The organism is Nonomuraea glycinis, assembly GCF_035920485.1.
Taxonomy (GTDB): Bacteria; Actinomycetota; Actinomycetes; order Streptosporangiales; family Streptosporangiaceae; genus Nonomuraea; species Nonomuraea glycinis.
In genome coordinates, this window is record NZ_CP109166.1 from 973492 (window position 1) to 988117 (window position 14626).

The following is a 14626-nucleotide window of genomic DNA, read 5'->3' on the forward strand; positions in this document are numbered from 1 at the left end:
AAGCCCGGGCGCCGATAAATCAAGTAACGTGTTCTCATGCGTACCCCGCAGCCGGCCATCGCCACGCCCCCCAGTGACACCGAGGGGGCCATGGAGCAGGAGCCCAGCAGCGGGCAGAGCGTCCGGACGCGCAGCCAGCACCAGCGCCGCAAGCGCATCGTCCAGGCGGCCGCCGCGCTCGCCTCACGAGGCGGCGTCGAGGCGATGCAGATGCGCACGGTCGCCGAGCGGGCCGGCGTGGCGCTCGGCACCCTCTATCGCTACTTCCCGTCCAAGATGGACCTGGTCGTGGCGGTCGTCGGCGAGGAGATCGACCTGCTGGAGAGCAGCATCGAGCGCAGGCCGCCGAGCGCCTCCACCCCCGCCGGGCGCGCGGTCGACGTCCTGATGCGGGCCACCCGCGGCCTGATGCGCGAGCCGGAGCTGGCCGACGCGCTGATCCGCTCGCTGATCCTGGCCGAGGTCGAGACCCCGTTCGGCGACCGGATGACCGGCCTGCTGCTCCGCGTCTCGGCCGGCGGCATCAGCCGCGACCAGGCCAGCGAGGAGCAGATCGCGCTCGCCGGCTCCCTGTCGAGCATCTGGGTGCAGGAGCTGCTGGAGATGCTGCGCGGGCGCCGCACCTACGAGCAGATCCAGCGCCGCATCGAGATAGCCTCCGACCGGCTGCTGAGCGACATCTAGACAGCCGTAGAGAGATCTGGACAGGCGCGGGGAGATCTGGACAGGCACGATCTAGACAGGCGCGGACAGCCTGAAGGTGCGGCGGTAGGCGTGGGGTGACACGCCGACCGCCGCGTGCAGATGCTGCCGCAGCGAGGCCGCGGTGCCGAGCCCGGCGCGCTCGGCGATGGCGTCCACCGACAGGTCGCTGCTCTCCAGCAGCCGCCTGGCCAGCTCGATCCGCTGCAGGGTGAGCCACTGGCCGGGGCTGGTGCCGGCCTCCGCGCGAAAGTGCCTGGTGAACGTACGCCTGCTCATGCCGGCGTGCCGTGCCAGGTCCTCCAGCTGGAGCGGCTCGCCCAGCCGCTCCAGGGCCCACGCCCTGGTGGGGGCCGTTCCGGAGGCGGACGGCTCGGGCATGGGGTGCTCGACGTACTGCGCCTGGCCGCCGTCCCGCCACGGCGCCACCAGGCACAGGCGCGCGACCTGGTTGGCGACCTCGCTGCCGTGGTCACGGCGCAGCAGGTGCAGGCAGAGGTCCACCCCCGCGGAGGCGCCCGCCGAGGTGAGCACGTCGCCGTCGTCCACGAACAGCACGCCGGGGTCCACCCGCACCTGGGGGTACAGGCGGGCCAGGCTCTCGGCGTGCTTCCAGTGGGTCGTCGCGGGCCGGCCGTCCAGCAGGCCCGCCGCCGCCAGCACGAAACTGGCGACGCAGATCGACACGACCCGCGTACCCGGGCGTACCGAGGTCAGGGCCGTGAGCAGGCCCGCGGGCAGCTCCTCCGGGCCGGTGATGTCGGAGAAGTCCTCCACGGCGGGAATGACCACGGTGTCGGCGGTGGCGAGCACGGCCGTGTCGTGCTCGACCAGCACCGAGTAGTCGGCGGCCGTGGCGACCGGGCGGCCGTCGAGCGAGCAGGTGACCACCTCGTAGCGCGGCCGGCCGTCAGGGGTGTACGCACCGCCGAAGATGCGGGACGGGATGCTGAGCTCGAACGGGATCACGCCGTCGAGTGCGAGGACGGCCACACGATGCATGGCCCGATTTTTGCACATATTGGCCTTCGGGTCACTCGCCCAGCGCCGCCGCGTCCAGCAAGCTTGTTCTCATGAAGATGCGTGCGATCAGCCAGGACACCGCGGGCGGTCCCGAAGTGCTGAAGATGGTGGAAGTGGACAAGCCGGTCCCCGGACCGACCGAGGTGCTCGTCCGGGTGAAGGCGGCGGGCGTGAACCCCACCGACTGGAAGAGCCGGGCCAGTGGCAGCGTGTGGGGCACACCGCCCCCGTTCGTCCTGGGCTTCGACGTCTCAGGCGTCGTCGAGGCCGTCGGATTCGGCGTGGCGCTGTACAAACCGGGCGACGAGGTCTTCGGCATGCTCCGCTACCCGGTGGGCCACGGCGCCTACGCCGAGTACGTCACCGCGCCGTCCAGGCACTTCGTCCGCAAGCCCGCCGGCCTCGACCACGCGCAGGCGGCCGCGATCCCGCTCGCCGCCCTCACCGCCTGGCAGGCGCTCGTGGACGTCGCCGGGCTGCAGGCGGGGCAGCGCGTGCTGGTCCACGCCGCCGCCGGTGGGGTCGGGCACTTCGCGGTGCAGATCGCCAAGGCGCGCGGCGCGTACGTGATCGGCACGGCGAGCGCCGGCAAGCACGACCTTCTGCGCAGCCTCGGGGCCGACGAGCTCGTCGACTACCGGGAGCAGGACTTCGCCGAGGTGGTACGCGACGTCGACGTGGTGCTGGAGGCCATCGGCGGTGATTATGGGATGCGTTCCCTGCGGACTCTGCGCGAGGGCGGCACCATCGTGTCCCTGCTGGGGTTGAGCGAGGAGCTGGCGGCTCGGGCGGCCGAGCTGGGCATCCGGGCGGAGGCCATCCTCGTCGAGCCCGACCACGCGGCGATGCGGGCCCTGGCGGCGCTGGCCGAGGCGGGCAAGCTGCGTACGGAGGTCGCCGCGATCGTGCCGCTGGCCGAGGCGGCCAAGGCCCACGAACTCGGGGAGACGAACCGTACCTCCGGCAAGATCGTCCTCACTGTCCCCGACTGACCCGCACCCGCCTCCCGGCCGTTCCGGTGGCGGGCCTGAGTTCGCCTCCCAGCCTTGGCCGGCGGGGGTCTGGGTTCGCCTCCCAGCCGTTCCGGTGGCGCGGGGGTGGGTTCGGAGCTCAATCTGTCGGTGGCTTGGCCTATACAGGAGGTATGAGCGACAAGCCATCGAGCGAGGACTTTCTGCGCCTGGCTGATCCGATGCGGCGCGAGCTGCTCGCGCACTGCTATCGCATGCTCGGCTCGGTGCACGACGCCGAGGATCTGGTGCAGGAGACCTATCTGCGGGCGTGGCGCGGCTACGAGGGTTTCGAGGGCCGTTCCTCGCTGCGCACCTGGCTCTACCGGATCGCCACCACCCAGTGCCTCACCGCGCTCGACAGCCGGGGCCGCCGGCCGTTGCCGACCGGCCTCGGCGCGCCGGCCGCCGAGCCGACGGCGCCGCCGGTCGAGCGGGGTGAGGTGCCATGGCTGGAGCCGGTGCCCGACGGGATGGTGGGCGCGGGGGGCGACGACCCGGCCGCGATCGTCACCGCCCGGGAGAGCATCCGGCTCGCGCTGGTCGCGGCCCTGCAGCACCTGCCGCCGCGTCAGCGCGCCGTCCTCATCCTGCGGGACGTGCTCAAGTGGCGGGCGGCCGAGGTCGCCGAGGCGCTCGACACCACCACCATCGCCGTCAACAGCATCCTGCAGCGGGCCCGTGCGCAGCTCCAGCAGGTGGCGCCCAGTCTCGACGACCGGCCGCAGCCGCTGACCCAGGAGCAGCAGGTCCAGCTCGACCGCTACATGAAGGCGTTCGAGAGCTATGACGTGCGCGCCATCACCTCGCTGCTCACCCGGGACGCGATCTGGGAGATGCCGCCGTTCGAGGGCTGGTATCAGGGCGCGGAGGCGATCGCCGCGCTCATCAGGACCAACTGCCCGGCGCGCGGTCCTGGCGATCTGCTGCTGGTGCCCACCCAGGCCAACGGCCAGCCCGCGTTCGGCATGTATCTGCGCGAGGGGGACTCTTATCGGGCGTTCGGGCTGCCCGTGCTCACCTTCACCGGCTCGCTGGTCAGCCACGTGTCCATGTTCTTCGACCTGAGCCTGTTCGACTTCTTCGGCCTGCCCCGCACGCTGGAGCGGGCTTCCGCGTCAAAGTAGAACGGGTTACAGTCACCACCAGAGCATCATTCTGGAGGCGACTGTGGGCACACCGGTGATCGTCGAGGCCATCCGCACCCCCATCGGCAAGCGGGGCGGCCTGCTGGCCGACCTCAAGCCGCAGCAGGTGCTGGCCACCGCGCTGAACGGCCTCATCGACCGGGCGGGGATCGACCCCGCGCTGGTCGAGCAGGTGTTCGCCGGCTGTGTCACCCAGGCCGGCGAGCAGGGCGGGCACATCGGGCGGCACGCCTGGCTGTACGCCGGCCTGCCCTACCAGGCGGGGGTCACCACCGTCGACGCGCAGTGCGGGTCCTCGCAGCAGGCGGTGCACCTGGCCGCGGCGCTGATCCGGGCCGGGGTGATCGACGTGGGCGTGGGCTGCGGGGTCGAGGTGATGAGCCGGGCGCCGCTCGGCAGCAACGTGATCCCGGCCAAGCCGCGGCCGGACGACTGGAGCATCGACCTGCCCGACCAGTTCACCGCCGCCGAACGCATCGCGCGGCGGCGCGGGCTCACCCGCGAGCGGCTCGACGCCTTCGGCGCCCGGTCTCAGCAGCTCGCCGCCAAGGCCTGGTCGGACGGGCGGTTCGAGCGCGAGATCGTACCTGTGGGGCAGGTCACCCGCGACCAGGGGCTGCGCGAGACCACCGCCGAGAGCCTCGCCGGGCTCAAGCCCGTCCGGGAGGGCACGCTGCACACCGCCGGCACCTCCTCGCAGATCTCCGACGGCGCCGCCGCCGTGCTGGTCATGAGCGAGGAGGCCGCCGCCAGGCACGGGCTGCGCCCCCGGGCGCGGATCCTGGCCCAGGCGCTCGTCGGCGCGGAGCCGTACTACCACCTGGACGGGCCGGTGGACGCGACGGCGAAGGTGCTCGCGGCGACCGGGATGTCGATGAGCGACATCGACCGGTTCGAGGTGAACGAGGCGTTCGCCTCGGTGGTGCTGTCCTGGGCGAGTGTGCACCAGCCGGACTTCGACCGGGTCAACGTCAACGGCGGCGCGATCGCGCTCGGCCACCCGGTCGGCGCCACCGGCGCGCGCCTGCTCACCACGGCACTGCACGAGCTGGAACGGTCGGACTCGGGCACGGCGCTGGTGACGATGTGCGCGGGCGGCGCGCTGGCCACGGCCACGATCATCGAGCGCATCGGCTGAGCCGGGCGGCAGGCTTGCGGGAAGGACAGGTCGGATATTTCGTATCCGATCCGGGTGTCTCTCCCCCACAATCTACGGAAGACGCACGACGGGGGACCCTGGATGAGCAGATCACGGCGCAGGCCGTACACGGAGCAGCGCCCGCAGGACCTCGGCGGTGGGGTGTGCAGCGTGCCGGTGCCGATTCCCGGCAGCCCGCTGGGCTACACACTGGTGTACGCCCTGGAATCGCCTGCGGGGCCCGTACTGGTGGATGCCGGGTGGAATCACCCGGACGCCTGGGCGGCGCTCAGCGGCGGGCTGGCCACCCTCGGGATCGACGTGGCATCGGTCAGGGGCGTGGTCGTCACCCACTTCCACCCCGACCACGCCGGGCTGGCCGGGCAGGTGCGGCAGGAGTCGGGCGCCTGGATCGCCATGCACGAGGCGGACGCGGCGCTGGTCGAGTACATGCACGGCATGTCCGACGACGCCCACAGCGACTTCCAGGCGGAGATGCTGAAACTGGCCGGCGCCGGCGCCGACGAGATCGCGGCGGTGAACGCGGGTCCGAGCGACAGCCCGCGTGCGGCGAAAGCCGATGGGGCAAGCCCGCATGCGGCGCAAGCTGAAGGCCCCAGTGGCGGCTCGCGTGCGGCGAAGGCCGAAGGGGCGGGGTCGCGAGGGCGGCAGGTGCCGGCGATTCCCGATCGGCGGCTGCGGGACGGGGATCTGATCGATCTGCCGGGCAGGAAGCTGCGGACGGTGCACACCCCCGGACACACCCCCGGACACATCTGCCTGCACCTGGAGGACGCCGACCGGCTGTTCACCGGTGACCATGTGCTCCCCGACATCACCCCACATGTCGGCATCTATCCCTATGACCGGACCGACGTCAATCCCTTGGGTGATTTCCTGGAGTCGCTCGGCCGGGTGGGTGAGCTCGGCATGCTCGACGCCCTCCCCGCCCATGAGTGGATATTTCCCGATGTAGCAGCACGGACGGCAGAGATCCGCCACCATCACGAGGAGAAGCTCGAACGGCTGCACGCCCAACTGTCCGAGCGCGCCGATCCGCCGACCATTTGGGAGACCGCCGCCATGATGACCTGGAACAGGCCTTGGGCAGATCTGCCGCCCGCGCTGCGCGGCATGGCGGCCGGCGAGGCCGCGGCCCATCTGCGCGCGCTGGAGGCTCGCGGCGCGGTCCGCCGCCTGTCAGACACCGGCCCGGTGCGCTTCCAGGCCATAGAATCCTAGACGTCCGATGTCTAGGGAGAAGAGCGTGGCGGTCACCGACGCGGCCATCGACAAGATCAAGCAGATGATCCTCTCCGGCGAGCTGGCCCCCGGCGACAGGCTGCCGAAGGAGTCCGACCTCGCCGAGCGGCTCGGCCTGTCACGCAACTCACTGCGCGAGGCCGTACGCGCCCTCGCCCTGATCAATGTGCTCGACGTACGCCAGGGCGACGGCACGTACGTCACCAGCCTGGAGCCGCGGCTGCTGCTCGACACCATGTCGTTCGTGCTGGACCTGCACCGCGACGACACCGTTCTGCAGTTCTTCGAGGTGCGCCGCATCCTTGAGCCCGCCGCGACCGCGATGGCCGCCGAGCAGATGACCGAGCCGGAGATCGAGGAGCTGCGCGCGATCCTGGAGGCGCTGCCCCCCAACCCCACGATCGAGCAGCTCGTAGCCAACGACCTGGAGTTCCACCGGCGGATCGCGGTGGGGTCGGGCAACAGCGTGCTCTGCTCGTTCATCGAGAGCCTGTCCGGCCCGACCACCCGGGCCCGCATCTGGCGCGGCCTGACGCAGGCGGGCGCGATGGACAAGACCCGGGAGCAGCACGCCGCGATCTACGAGGCCATCGCCACCCGTCAGTCCGACGTGGCCCGGTCCTGGGCCACGGTGCACATCGCGGGCGTGGAGTCGTGGCTGCGCAAGGTGCTGCCCTAGGGCGTGGCGTGGCTGTGGCCCTAGGGCGTGGCGTGGCTGGGCGAGCCGCCCCCTAGGGCGTGCCGAGGTCGATGGCGTTCGGGTCGGGCTGGTCGCGCGGCAGCTTCTTGGCGTCGGCGTAGTCGATGACCTCGTCGGCGGCCGGCGGCGCGATGATCTGCCAGCGCCCCCAGTCGGAGTAGCGGGTGTCGACCCGTTCGAGCACCTTGCCCTTGGTCGAGAGCGTCTTGGTCGACAGGCGCTGGATCAGGCCGTCGCCGTCGGTCCAGAGCCGCCATTCGATCTTGGTCTTGGCGTTGGCCTTGCGGGTCACGCCCTCCGGGTCGAGGACGTAGTAACTCTTGTTCACCTTGCTCAGCTCGGCGTAGGTCACGTCACCCTGGTAGAAGTACCCGCCGGAGACGGGCTTGGCCTTCGCGCCCTTCAGCGTGACCTTCAGAACCGCCGGGTCGAACACGTTGATCGTCTGGGCGGTGGTGAAGTAGGCGGGCTCGGCCTTGAGCTTGGCGCCGTACTTCAGCCCCACCCAGTTCTTGTCCTTGACCAGCGTGGAATCGCTCAGATAGAGCGTGTGGCCGGCCACGATGAGCCCCGCCTCGGACTCGAGGTCCTTGTACCGGCTGTCGTCGACAACACCGCGTCCGATGACGTACGCCGCCACGGGTCCGCCGGACCCGAACTGCACCTGCGCATGGCGCCGCAGTCGCTCCGTGCTGGCGCCCTGCCGGGAGATCTCGGTGAAGTCGACGCCACGCTCGGCGCGGAACTGCTTCTTGAGCGCCTGCACCGGGTCCGGAGCGGCGCTGCTCTGCGCGGCCGCGGCGTTCGGCGCCCACACGAACAGTGCGGCGGTCGCCAGGACCATCCAACGTCTCATGGGAGTCTGCATCCTCATACGGGGCTGGGGGAGAGATCATTTTCGCACGGGGTTACGGGGTAGTACGCCGATATGGCTGACAAACTCTCGAAATATCGGAGCAAAAGGGACGCCAGCCGTACCTCCGAGCCCGTCCCCCAGGCGCCCCCGGAGCCGCAGGGCGGCGACGCCTTCGTCATCCAGGAGCACCACGCTCGCTCCCTGCACTGGGACCTGCGCCTGGAGCACGACGGCGTGCTGGCCTCCTGGGCCGTCCCCAAGGGCCTCCCCGACGACCCCGGCGCCAACCACCTGGCCGTGCGCACCGAGGACCACCCCATGGAGTACCTCACCTTCCACGGCGAGATCCCCCAGGGCGAGTACGGCGGCGGCACCATGACCATCTGGGATCAAGGCACCTACGACCTGGAGAAATGGTCCGACCGGGAGGTCAAGATCGTCCTGCACGGCTCCCGGGCCGGCGGCCGTTTCGCGCTGTTCCAGACCGACGGCAAGAACTGGATGATCCACCGTATGGATCCCCCGGCCCACGACCCGCTGCCGGACCTGTCCCCCATGCTCCCCACCGAACGCGCCCGCCCGCCCCGCGACCAGACGGCCTACGCCTACGAGTTCGCCTGGGGCGGACGCCGCCTGCTGGTCCCCATCGAGGGCGGCCGCACCACCGCCGCCCGCGAGCACCCCTGGCTGCGCCCGCTGGCGGAGTCGTTCGGCAGCAGGACCGCCCTGCTGGACGGCGAACTCACCACCCTCTCGGGCGCGGAGGTGCTGGTCTTCTACGACCTGCTGTACGACGACGGCCACTCCCTGGTGAACCGGCCCTACACCGTACGCCGCGCCGCCCTGGAAGCACTGAACCTGTCGACCGCCCACTGGCAGACGGCCCCCTCCTGGCCCGGCCAGGCCCAACCGGTCCGCCAGGCGGCCAAGGAGCAGGGCCTGCCCGGCATCATCGCCAAACGCCTGGACTCCCCGTACGAACCAGGCGAGTCGACAGCCTGGCTCTTCCTCCCATTCTGAGCGACCGATCCACCACCAGACCGGCGTCCAAACCACCACGCGAGCGGCGACCAATGCGTCAGCATTCTGGCGACCAATGCGTCAGCTGATGAGCGACCAATGCGTCAGCGACGTGTCATGATTGTCAAGTGACCAATACGCCGATGGGTGCAGCACTACCACGACACGCAGAGCAGATGGTGAACGAAGCGCTCGGCGACACGCGAGTCGTCCTGGTCAATGGCGCCCGGCAGGTCGGGAAGAGCACCTTGGTGAGAATGGTGGCCAAAGGACGAGGGGCAACAGAGTGGCGAGATCTCGATGCCGCGATTCCCAGGCGCGCGGCTGAGGCTGACCCGGACAGCTTCGTGAACTTCCCCCACCTCATGGTGATCGACGAGATACAGCGGGTGCCCGATCTGTTGCTCGCCATCAAATCGCAGGTCGACAACGATCCACGACCGGGTCGCTATCTTCTGACAGGGTCATCGCGGCTGTTCGCCCTACGTGATCTGCCCGACACGTTGCCCGGACGGATGGAGACCATTGAGTTGTGGCCCCTCTCGCAAGGAGAGATCGAGGGCGCACCGGACGGCTTCGTCGACGCCGTCTTCACCGAAGGGAGAGGCGCCGCGCTGCGGCACAGTTCCCAGGTCTCGCGGAACGACTACGCTGAGCGACTTGTCCGAGGCGGCTTCCCTGAGGCGATTCCCCGGGAGAGTCCGCGAAGCAAGAGACGCTTCTTCGACTCCTACCTCGGCGACCTGATAGCGCGCGAGGTGCGCCAACTCTCCGAGATCGAGCGAACAAGCGAGCTCCGTGCCCTGATCCAACTCCTCGCCGCCCGATCCGGACAGCTTCTGGTCGGTGCCGCCCTGAGCCGTGAACTGGGCATATCAGCGAGCACGGTCCACCGCTACCTTGCCCTTCTGGAAGAGGTGTTCCTGATCAAGCGGATTCCAGCCTGGTCGAGAAATCTCAGCAACCGCGCCATCGCAACGCCCAAAGTGGCATTCGTCGACTCGGGCATGGCGGCGAATCTCCTCGGCATAGACGCGCGCGGCCTGATCCGGCCCAACACGGTCTTCGGCCCGCTCCTCGAGGGATTCGTGCTCATGGAACTGGCCCGTCAGCTCACTTGGACCGATGAGCCGGTGGAGCTGTACCACTACAGGACCAAGGACGGGATCGAGGTCGACGCGGTGCTGGAGAACCGACAGAGGCGTGTTGTCGGCATCGAGGTGAAGGCTGCGTCGAATGTACGATCTGAGGATTTCAAGGGTCTGAAGCATCTGGCCGACCGGCTGGGGGACGACTTCATCGCCGGGCTGGTCCTCTACACCGGGGACCAGACATACTCCTTCGGCGACAAGATGCGGGCCATGCCGGTGAGCGCGCTGTGGGAGGTCGGGTAGGGGATACTCGGGCGGTGCGGATTACTGACATATCCCCCGACCAGGCCGGTCTGCTCGAGATGCAGCAAGCGGCGTACGCCGTGGAAGCGGAGATCATCGGGGACGACCGGATCCCGCCCCTGCACGAGACGCTGGACGACCTGCTGGCCCTGCCGCTCGCCTGGCTGGGCGCCTTCGAGGACGAGGGGCGGCTGGTCGGCGCGGTGGCCTGGGCGCAGATCTCCGATGAGCTGGACCTGGACCGGCTGATCGTGCACCCCGGCGCGCATCGGCGGGGGATCGGGCGGATGCTGGTCAAGGAGGTCATGGCCAGGGCGGGGGCACGCAGGATCGTGGTGTCCACAGGGCGTGACAACGTGCCGGCGCGGGCGCTCTACGAGGGGCTCGGGTTCACGCCGCAGGGCGAGGCCGAGCCGGTGCCCGGCCTGTGGATCGTGCACTACGCCTTGTGAAGGAGACCTTCGGCCCGTAAGTCGTGCCACAGGGCGTCCGGGACCGGGCGCTGTCGCAGGTCGGCGTTCGTACGGACCTCTTCGGGGGTGCGGGCGCCCAGGACGACGGCGACGACCGCCGGGTGGCGGAGTGGGAAGGCCATCGCCGCCTGCGGCAGCCGGACGCCGTGCCGCTCGCAGATCGCGGCGAGGCGGCGGGCGCGTTCGATGATCGGCGAGGGCGCGGGGGCGTAGTCGAAGGTGCCGGAGGGCTCCGGGGTGGCCAGCAGGCCGCTGTTGAAGACGCCCGCCGCCAGCACCCGTACGCCCCGCTCGGCGCAGGCGTCCAGCAGGGGCAGGCCCGACTGGTCGAGCAGGGTGTAGCGGCCGGCCAGCATGACCACGTCGAGATCGGTCTCCTGGACGAAGCGCAGCGGCGCCTGCCACTGGTTCATGCCGACCCCGATCGCCTTGACCACGCCCTGCGCGCGCAGCTCGGCCAGCGCCGGGTATGCCTCGGCGATCGCCTGGTCGACGTGCGCGTCCGGGTCGTGGATGAGGACGAGGTCCACCTGGGGCAGGCCGAGCCGCCCCAGTGACTCCTCCAGGGAGCGGCGTACGCCGTCGCGCGAGAAGTCCCAGACGCGCTCGTACGTGGCGGGCACGTCGAAGCCCTCGTCGTCGCGGCCGCCCCGCGAGGAGGGCACGAGCAGGCGGCCGACCTTGGTGGACAGCACGTAGCCGGAGCGACCGGCGAGGGCCGCGCCGAGGCGGCGCTCCGACAGGCCGAGCCCGTAGTGCGGCGCGGTGTCGAACAGCCGGACGCCGCCGGCCCAGGCCGCGTCGATGGTGGCCTTCGCCTGCTCGTCGGTCACCTCCTGGAAGAGGCCGCCGATCGGCGCGGTGCCGAGCCCGTGACGGGGCAGTTGGATCACATCAGCTCCCGGAGTCGTACAGAGCCGCCGCTGCGGCGCCCCGCGGTGAGGCGCGTCGGTGGGCTCATCCTGGGGGCCGGAGGCGGAGGCCCTGCATGCCGCCGTCCACGGCCAGCGCGGTCCCGGTGGTGGCGCCGGCTTCCGGGCTCGCCAGATAGGCGATCGCCGCCGCCACCTCGTCGGCGCTCACCAGGCGGCCCATGGGCTGGCGGGCGCTCAGTGCCGCCCGTTCGGCGTCGGGGTCGTCGGCCGCGTCGAGGAGCCGGGCGACCCACGGGGTGTCCGCGGTGCCCGGGTTGACACAGTTGACCCGGATGCCGTCGCGTACATGATCCGCTGCCATCGCGAGCGTGAGCGACTGCACCGCGCCCTTGGTCGCGCTGTACAGGGCGCGGCCGGGCAGGCCGGCCGTGGCGGCGACCGAGCAGGTGTTGACGATCGCCGCGTGCTCGGACCTCCTGAGGTACGGCAGCGCCGCCCGGCTCACCCGGACCATGCCGAGCACGTTGACGTCGAACACCCGGCGCCACTCGTCGTCGTCGTTGTCCTCGACGGTGCCCTGCGCGCCGATGCCGGCGTTGTTGATCAGGATGTCGAGGCCGCCGAGCCGCTCGGCCGCCTCCGCGACGGCCTGCCGTACCCGCGCGTCGTCCGTCACGTCCACCGTGATGCCGATGAACGGCTCACCGGGCGGGTGCAGGTCGAGGCAGGCGACCCGCGTCCCTCGCCCGGCGAGCAGGGTGGCGGTGGCCAGGCCGATGCCCGAGCCGCCGCCGGTCACGATGGCTTTGAGGCTCATGCCCGGGTCCAGACCTCTCCGCCGGGGTAGGTGTGGGCGGTGACCGACTCGGCGTGCATCTCGGCGCTGAACCCGGGGGCCGTGGGCGCCCGATAGCGGCCGTGCTCGATCACCACCGGGTCGGTGAAGTGCTCGTGCAGGTGGTCCACGTACTCGATCACGCGGTCGTCCATCGAGCCGCTGACGGCCACGTAGTCGAACATCGCCAGGTGCTGCACCAGCTCGCACAGCCCGACCCCGCCCGCGTGCGGGCAGACCGGGACGCCGAACTTGGCGGCGAGCAGCAGGATCGCGATGTTCTCGTTGACGCCGCCGACGCGGGCGGCGTCGAGTTGCAGGTACGACAGCGCGCCGGCCTGCAGGAGCTGCTTGAACACGATCCGGTTCTGGACGTGCTCGCCGGTGGCCACCGGGATGGGCCTGATGCCCTCGGCGATGGCGGCGTGGCCGAGCACGTCGTCGGGGCTGGTGGGCTCCTCGACCCAGTGCGGGCGGAACTCGGCGAGCGCGCTCACCCAGGCGATGGCCGAGCCGACGTCCCAGCGCTGGTTGGCGTCGATCGAGAGCGGGAAGTCGGGGCCGCACACCTCGCGGGCCACGGTGAGGCGGCGGATGTCGTCGGCCAGGTCGGCGCCGACCTTGAGCTTGATCTGGCCGAAGCCCTGATCCAGCGCCTCCTGGCAGAGGCGGCGCAGCTTGTCGTCGTCGTACCCGAGCCAGCCGGGGGAGGTGGCATAGGCGGGATACCCATCGACCATGAGCCGATTTATCCGCTCTTCCTTGCCGCTTTCCGCATTTTTCAGGATCTGGAGTGCTTGGTCCGGGGTCAGCGCGTCGCTCAGATACCGGAAGTCGACCAGGCCGACGATCTCCTCCGGCGACATCTCCGCCAGCAGCCGCCACAGCGGCTTGCCCGCCCGCCTGGCCTTCAGGTCCCACAGGGCGTTGACCACGGCGGAGATCGCCATGTGCATGACGCCCTTCTCCGGCCCGAGCCACCGCAGCTGCGAGTCGTGCACCAGCTCCTTGTAGAGCCCGCCCAGATCCTCGACGTCCCGCCCGATCACGTACGGCTCCAGCGCGCCGATCGCCGCCGTCTGCACGTCGTTGCCGCGCCCGATGGTGAACGCGAACCCGTGCCCGTCGAACCCGTCGTCCGTCGTCAGCACCACGTAGGCCGCGGAGTAGTCGGGATCGGGGTTCATCGCGTCGGACCCGTCGAGCTCCCGCGAGGTGGGAAAGCGCACGTCATGCGTCCGCATCCCCACGATCCGGTACGCCCCCGCGCCGGGCGTCGTCATGCCTGGCCCATGGTCTGCCGCTGTCTCCCGAGCCCGCCGATCTCCAGCTCCACCACGTCCCCGGCCCGCAGATAGGGCTGACCGGGCATGCCCATGGCCACTCCGGCGGGCGTGCCGGTGTTGATCACGTCGCCCGGCTCCAGCACCATGAACCGGCTCAGATAGCGCACCACCTCGGCCACATCGAAGATCATGTTCTTGGTGTCGCCGTTCTGGCGCAGCTCACCGTTGACCCACAGGCGCATCGGCAGCGCCTGCGGGTCGCCCACCTCGTCGGCGGTCACCAGCCAGGGGCCCATCGGGTTGAACGTCTCGCACGACTTGCCCTTGTCCCACTGGCCGCCGCGCTCAAGCTGGAACTCCCGCTCGGACACGTCGTTGGCCACCGCGTACCCGGCCACGACGTCGAGCGCCTCTTGTCTGGACTCCAGGTAGCGGGCCCGCCTGCCGATGACGACCGCGAGCTCCACCTCCCAGTCGGTCTTCACGCTGTCGCGCGGCACGAGCACCTCGTCGTACGGCCCGACCAGGGTGTTGCTCGCCTTCATGAACACCACGGGCTCGGCCGGCACGTCGGCGCCGGACTCGGCGGCGTGGTCGCTGTAGTTGAGCCCGATGCACACGATCTTGCCCGGCCGCGCGATCGGCGCGCCGATCCGCAGCCCCTCGGCGTCGATGACGGGCAGCGCGCCGCGGTCGAGCGCCTCACGCACCCGCGCCACCCCGCCGGAGGCGAGGAACGCCCCGTCGATCTCGGGCTCTCCGATGTCGCGCAGGTCACCGGCGTCGTCCATCACCGCCGGTCGCTCCTGGCCGACGGCTCCTACTCGCAGCAGCTTCACAGCAACGCATCCTTCGTCAGACATCGGATGTCTCTACCTGCAGATGCTGGTGGTGAGACGGCGG

General features: G+C 70.5%; 15 protein-coding genes. 9 read left to right on the top strand and 6 right to left on the bottom strand.

All coding sequences use genetic code 11. The features are described 5' to 3' along the window. Positions 1 to 90: 90 nt before the first annotated feature. Positions 91 to 684 (top strand): TetR family transcriptional regulator, encoded by a 594-nt coding sequence (locus OHA68_RS04435; protein ID WP_225276897.1) that lies wholly within the window; start codon positions 91 to 93, stop codon positions 682 to 684. A gap of 51 nt (positions 685 to 735) precedes the next feature. On the opposite strand, the gene OHA68_RS04440 is transcribed toward OHA68_RS04435, so the two are convergent. Further along, the gene (locus OHA68_RS04440; RefSeq protein ID WP_327106470.1) at positions 736 to 1704 is read right to left on the bottom strand and encodes a GlxA family transcriptional regulator; all 969 of its coding nucleotides are present in this window, start codon (positions 1702 to 1704) and stop codon (positions 736 to 738) included. Positions 1705 to 1781: 77 nt separating this feature from the next. Between OHA68_RS04440 and OHA68_RS04445 the strand changes: the two genes are divergently transcribed. From OHA68_RS04445 to OHA68_RS04465, 5 genes are all read left to right on the top strand, one after another. Further along, positions 1782 to 2717 (top strand): NADP-dependent oxidoreductase, encoded by a 936-nt coding sequence (locus OHA68_RS04445; protein ID WP_327109456.1) that lies wholly within the window; start codon positions 1782 to 1784, stop codon positions 2715 to 2717. Positions 2718 to 2869: 152 nt separating this feature from the next. Next, a complete protein-coding gene (locus tag OHA68_RS04450; protein ID WP_327106471.1) occupies positions 2870 to 3862 on the top strand; it encodes a sigma-70 family RNA polymerase sigma factor in 993 nt (330 codons plus the stop codon). Between the two features lie 43 nt (positions 3863 to 3905). Further along, positions 3906 to 5021: a steroid 3-ketoacyl-CoA thiolase gene (locus tag OHA68_RS04455; RefSeq protein ID WP_327106472.1), complete on the top strand. Its 1116-nt coding sequence runs from the start codon at positions 3906 to 3908 to the stop codon at positions 5019 to 5021. Positions 5022 to 5123: 102 nt separating this feature from the next. Further along, complete coding sequence (locus OHA68_RS04460; protein WP_327106473.1) at positions 5124 to 6263, top strand: MBL fold metallo-hydrolase; 1140 nt, start codon at positions 5124 to 5126, stop codon at positions 6261 to 6263. 25 nt (positions 6264 to 6288) lie between these two features. After that, positions 6289 to 6963 (top strand): FadR/GntR family transcriptional regulator, encoded by a 675-nt coding sequence (locus OHA68_RS04465; RefSeq protein ID WP_189136458.1) that lies wholly within the window; start codon positions 6289 to 6291, stop codon positions 6961 to 6963. A 52-nt stretch (positions 6964 to 7015) separates the two neighbouring features. On the opposite strand, the gene OHA68_RS04470 is transcribed toward OHA68_RS04465, so the two are convergent. Next, positions 7016 to 7840, bottom strand: coding sequence for a hypothetical protein (locus OHA68_RS04470; RefSeq protein ID WP_327106474.1), 825 nt, complete (start codon positions 7838 to 7840; stop codon positions 7016 to 7018). A 72-nt stretch (positions 7841 to 7912) separates the two neighbouring features. Here OHA68_RS04470 and OHA68_RS04475 point away from each other — a divergent pair, with 72 nt between their 5' ends. The 3 genes from OHA68_RS04475 to OHA68_RS04485 all read left to right on the top strand — a co-directional run bounded on the left by OHA68_RS04475 (position 7913) and on the right by OHA68_RS04485 (position 10706). Next, a complete protein-coding gene (locus OHA68_RS04475) occupies positions 7913 to 8860 on the top strand; it encodes a DNA polymerase ligase N-terminal domain-containing protein (RefSeq protein WP_327106475.1) in 948 nt (315 codons plus the stop codon). 128 nt (positions 8861 to 8988) lie between these two features. After that, a complete protein-coding gene (locus tag OHA68_RS04480; protein WP_327106476.1) occupies positions 8989 to 10254 on the top strand; it encodes an ATP-binding protein in 1266 nt (421 codons plus the stop codon). Between the two features lie 14 nt (positions 10255 to 10268). Then, the gene (locus tag OHA68_RS04485; protein WP_327106477.1) at positions 10269 to 10706 is read left to right on the top strand and encodes a GNAT family N-acetyltransferase; all 438 of its coding nucleotides are present in this window, start codon (positions 10269 to 10271) and stop codon (positions 10704 to 10706) included. Here the strand turns inward: OHA68_RS04485 and OHA68_RS04490 are convergent. The 4 genes from OHA68_RS04490 to OHA68_RS04505 all read right to left on the bottom strand — a co-directional run bounded on the left by OHA68_RS04490 (position 10694) and on the right by OHA68_RS04505 (position 14562). After that, entirely contained in the window at positions 10694 to 11620 is a 927-nt protein-coding gene (locus OHA68_RS04490) for an aldo/keto reductase (protein WP_327106478.1), read from the bottom strand. The genes OHA68_RS04485 and OHA68_RS04490 overlap by 13 nt on opposite strands. A 64-nt stretch (positions 11621 to 11684) precedes the next feature. Continuing rightward, positions 11685 to 12419 carry an SDR family NAD(P)-dependent oxidoreductase gene (locus OHA68_RS04495; protein ID WP_327106479.1) on the bottom strand — a complete coding sequence of 245 codons (735 nt, stop codon included), beginning with the start codon at positions 12417 to 12419 and terminating at the stop codon, positions 11685 to 11687. After that, entirely contained in the window at positions 12416 to 13720 is a 1305-nt protein-coding gene (locus OHA68_RS04500) for an L-fuconate dehydratase (RefSeq protein WP_327106480.1), read from the bottom strand. The genes OHA68_RS04495 and OHA68_RS04500 overlap by 4 nt, the downstream gene beginning before the upstream one ends. After that, entirely contained in the window at positions 13717 to 14562 is an 846-nt protein-coding gene (locus tag OHA68_RS04505) for a fumarylacetoacetate hydrolase family protein (protein WP_327106481.1), read from the bottom strand. Before OHA68_RS04505 ends, OHA68_RS04500 begins: the two co-directional genes overlap by 4 nt. Between the last annotated feature and the right edge of the window lie 64 nt (positions 14563 to 14626).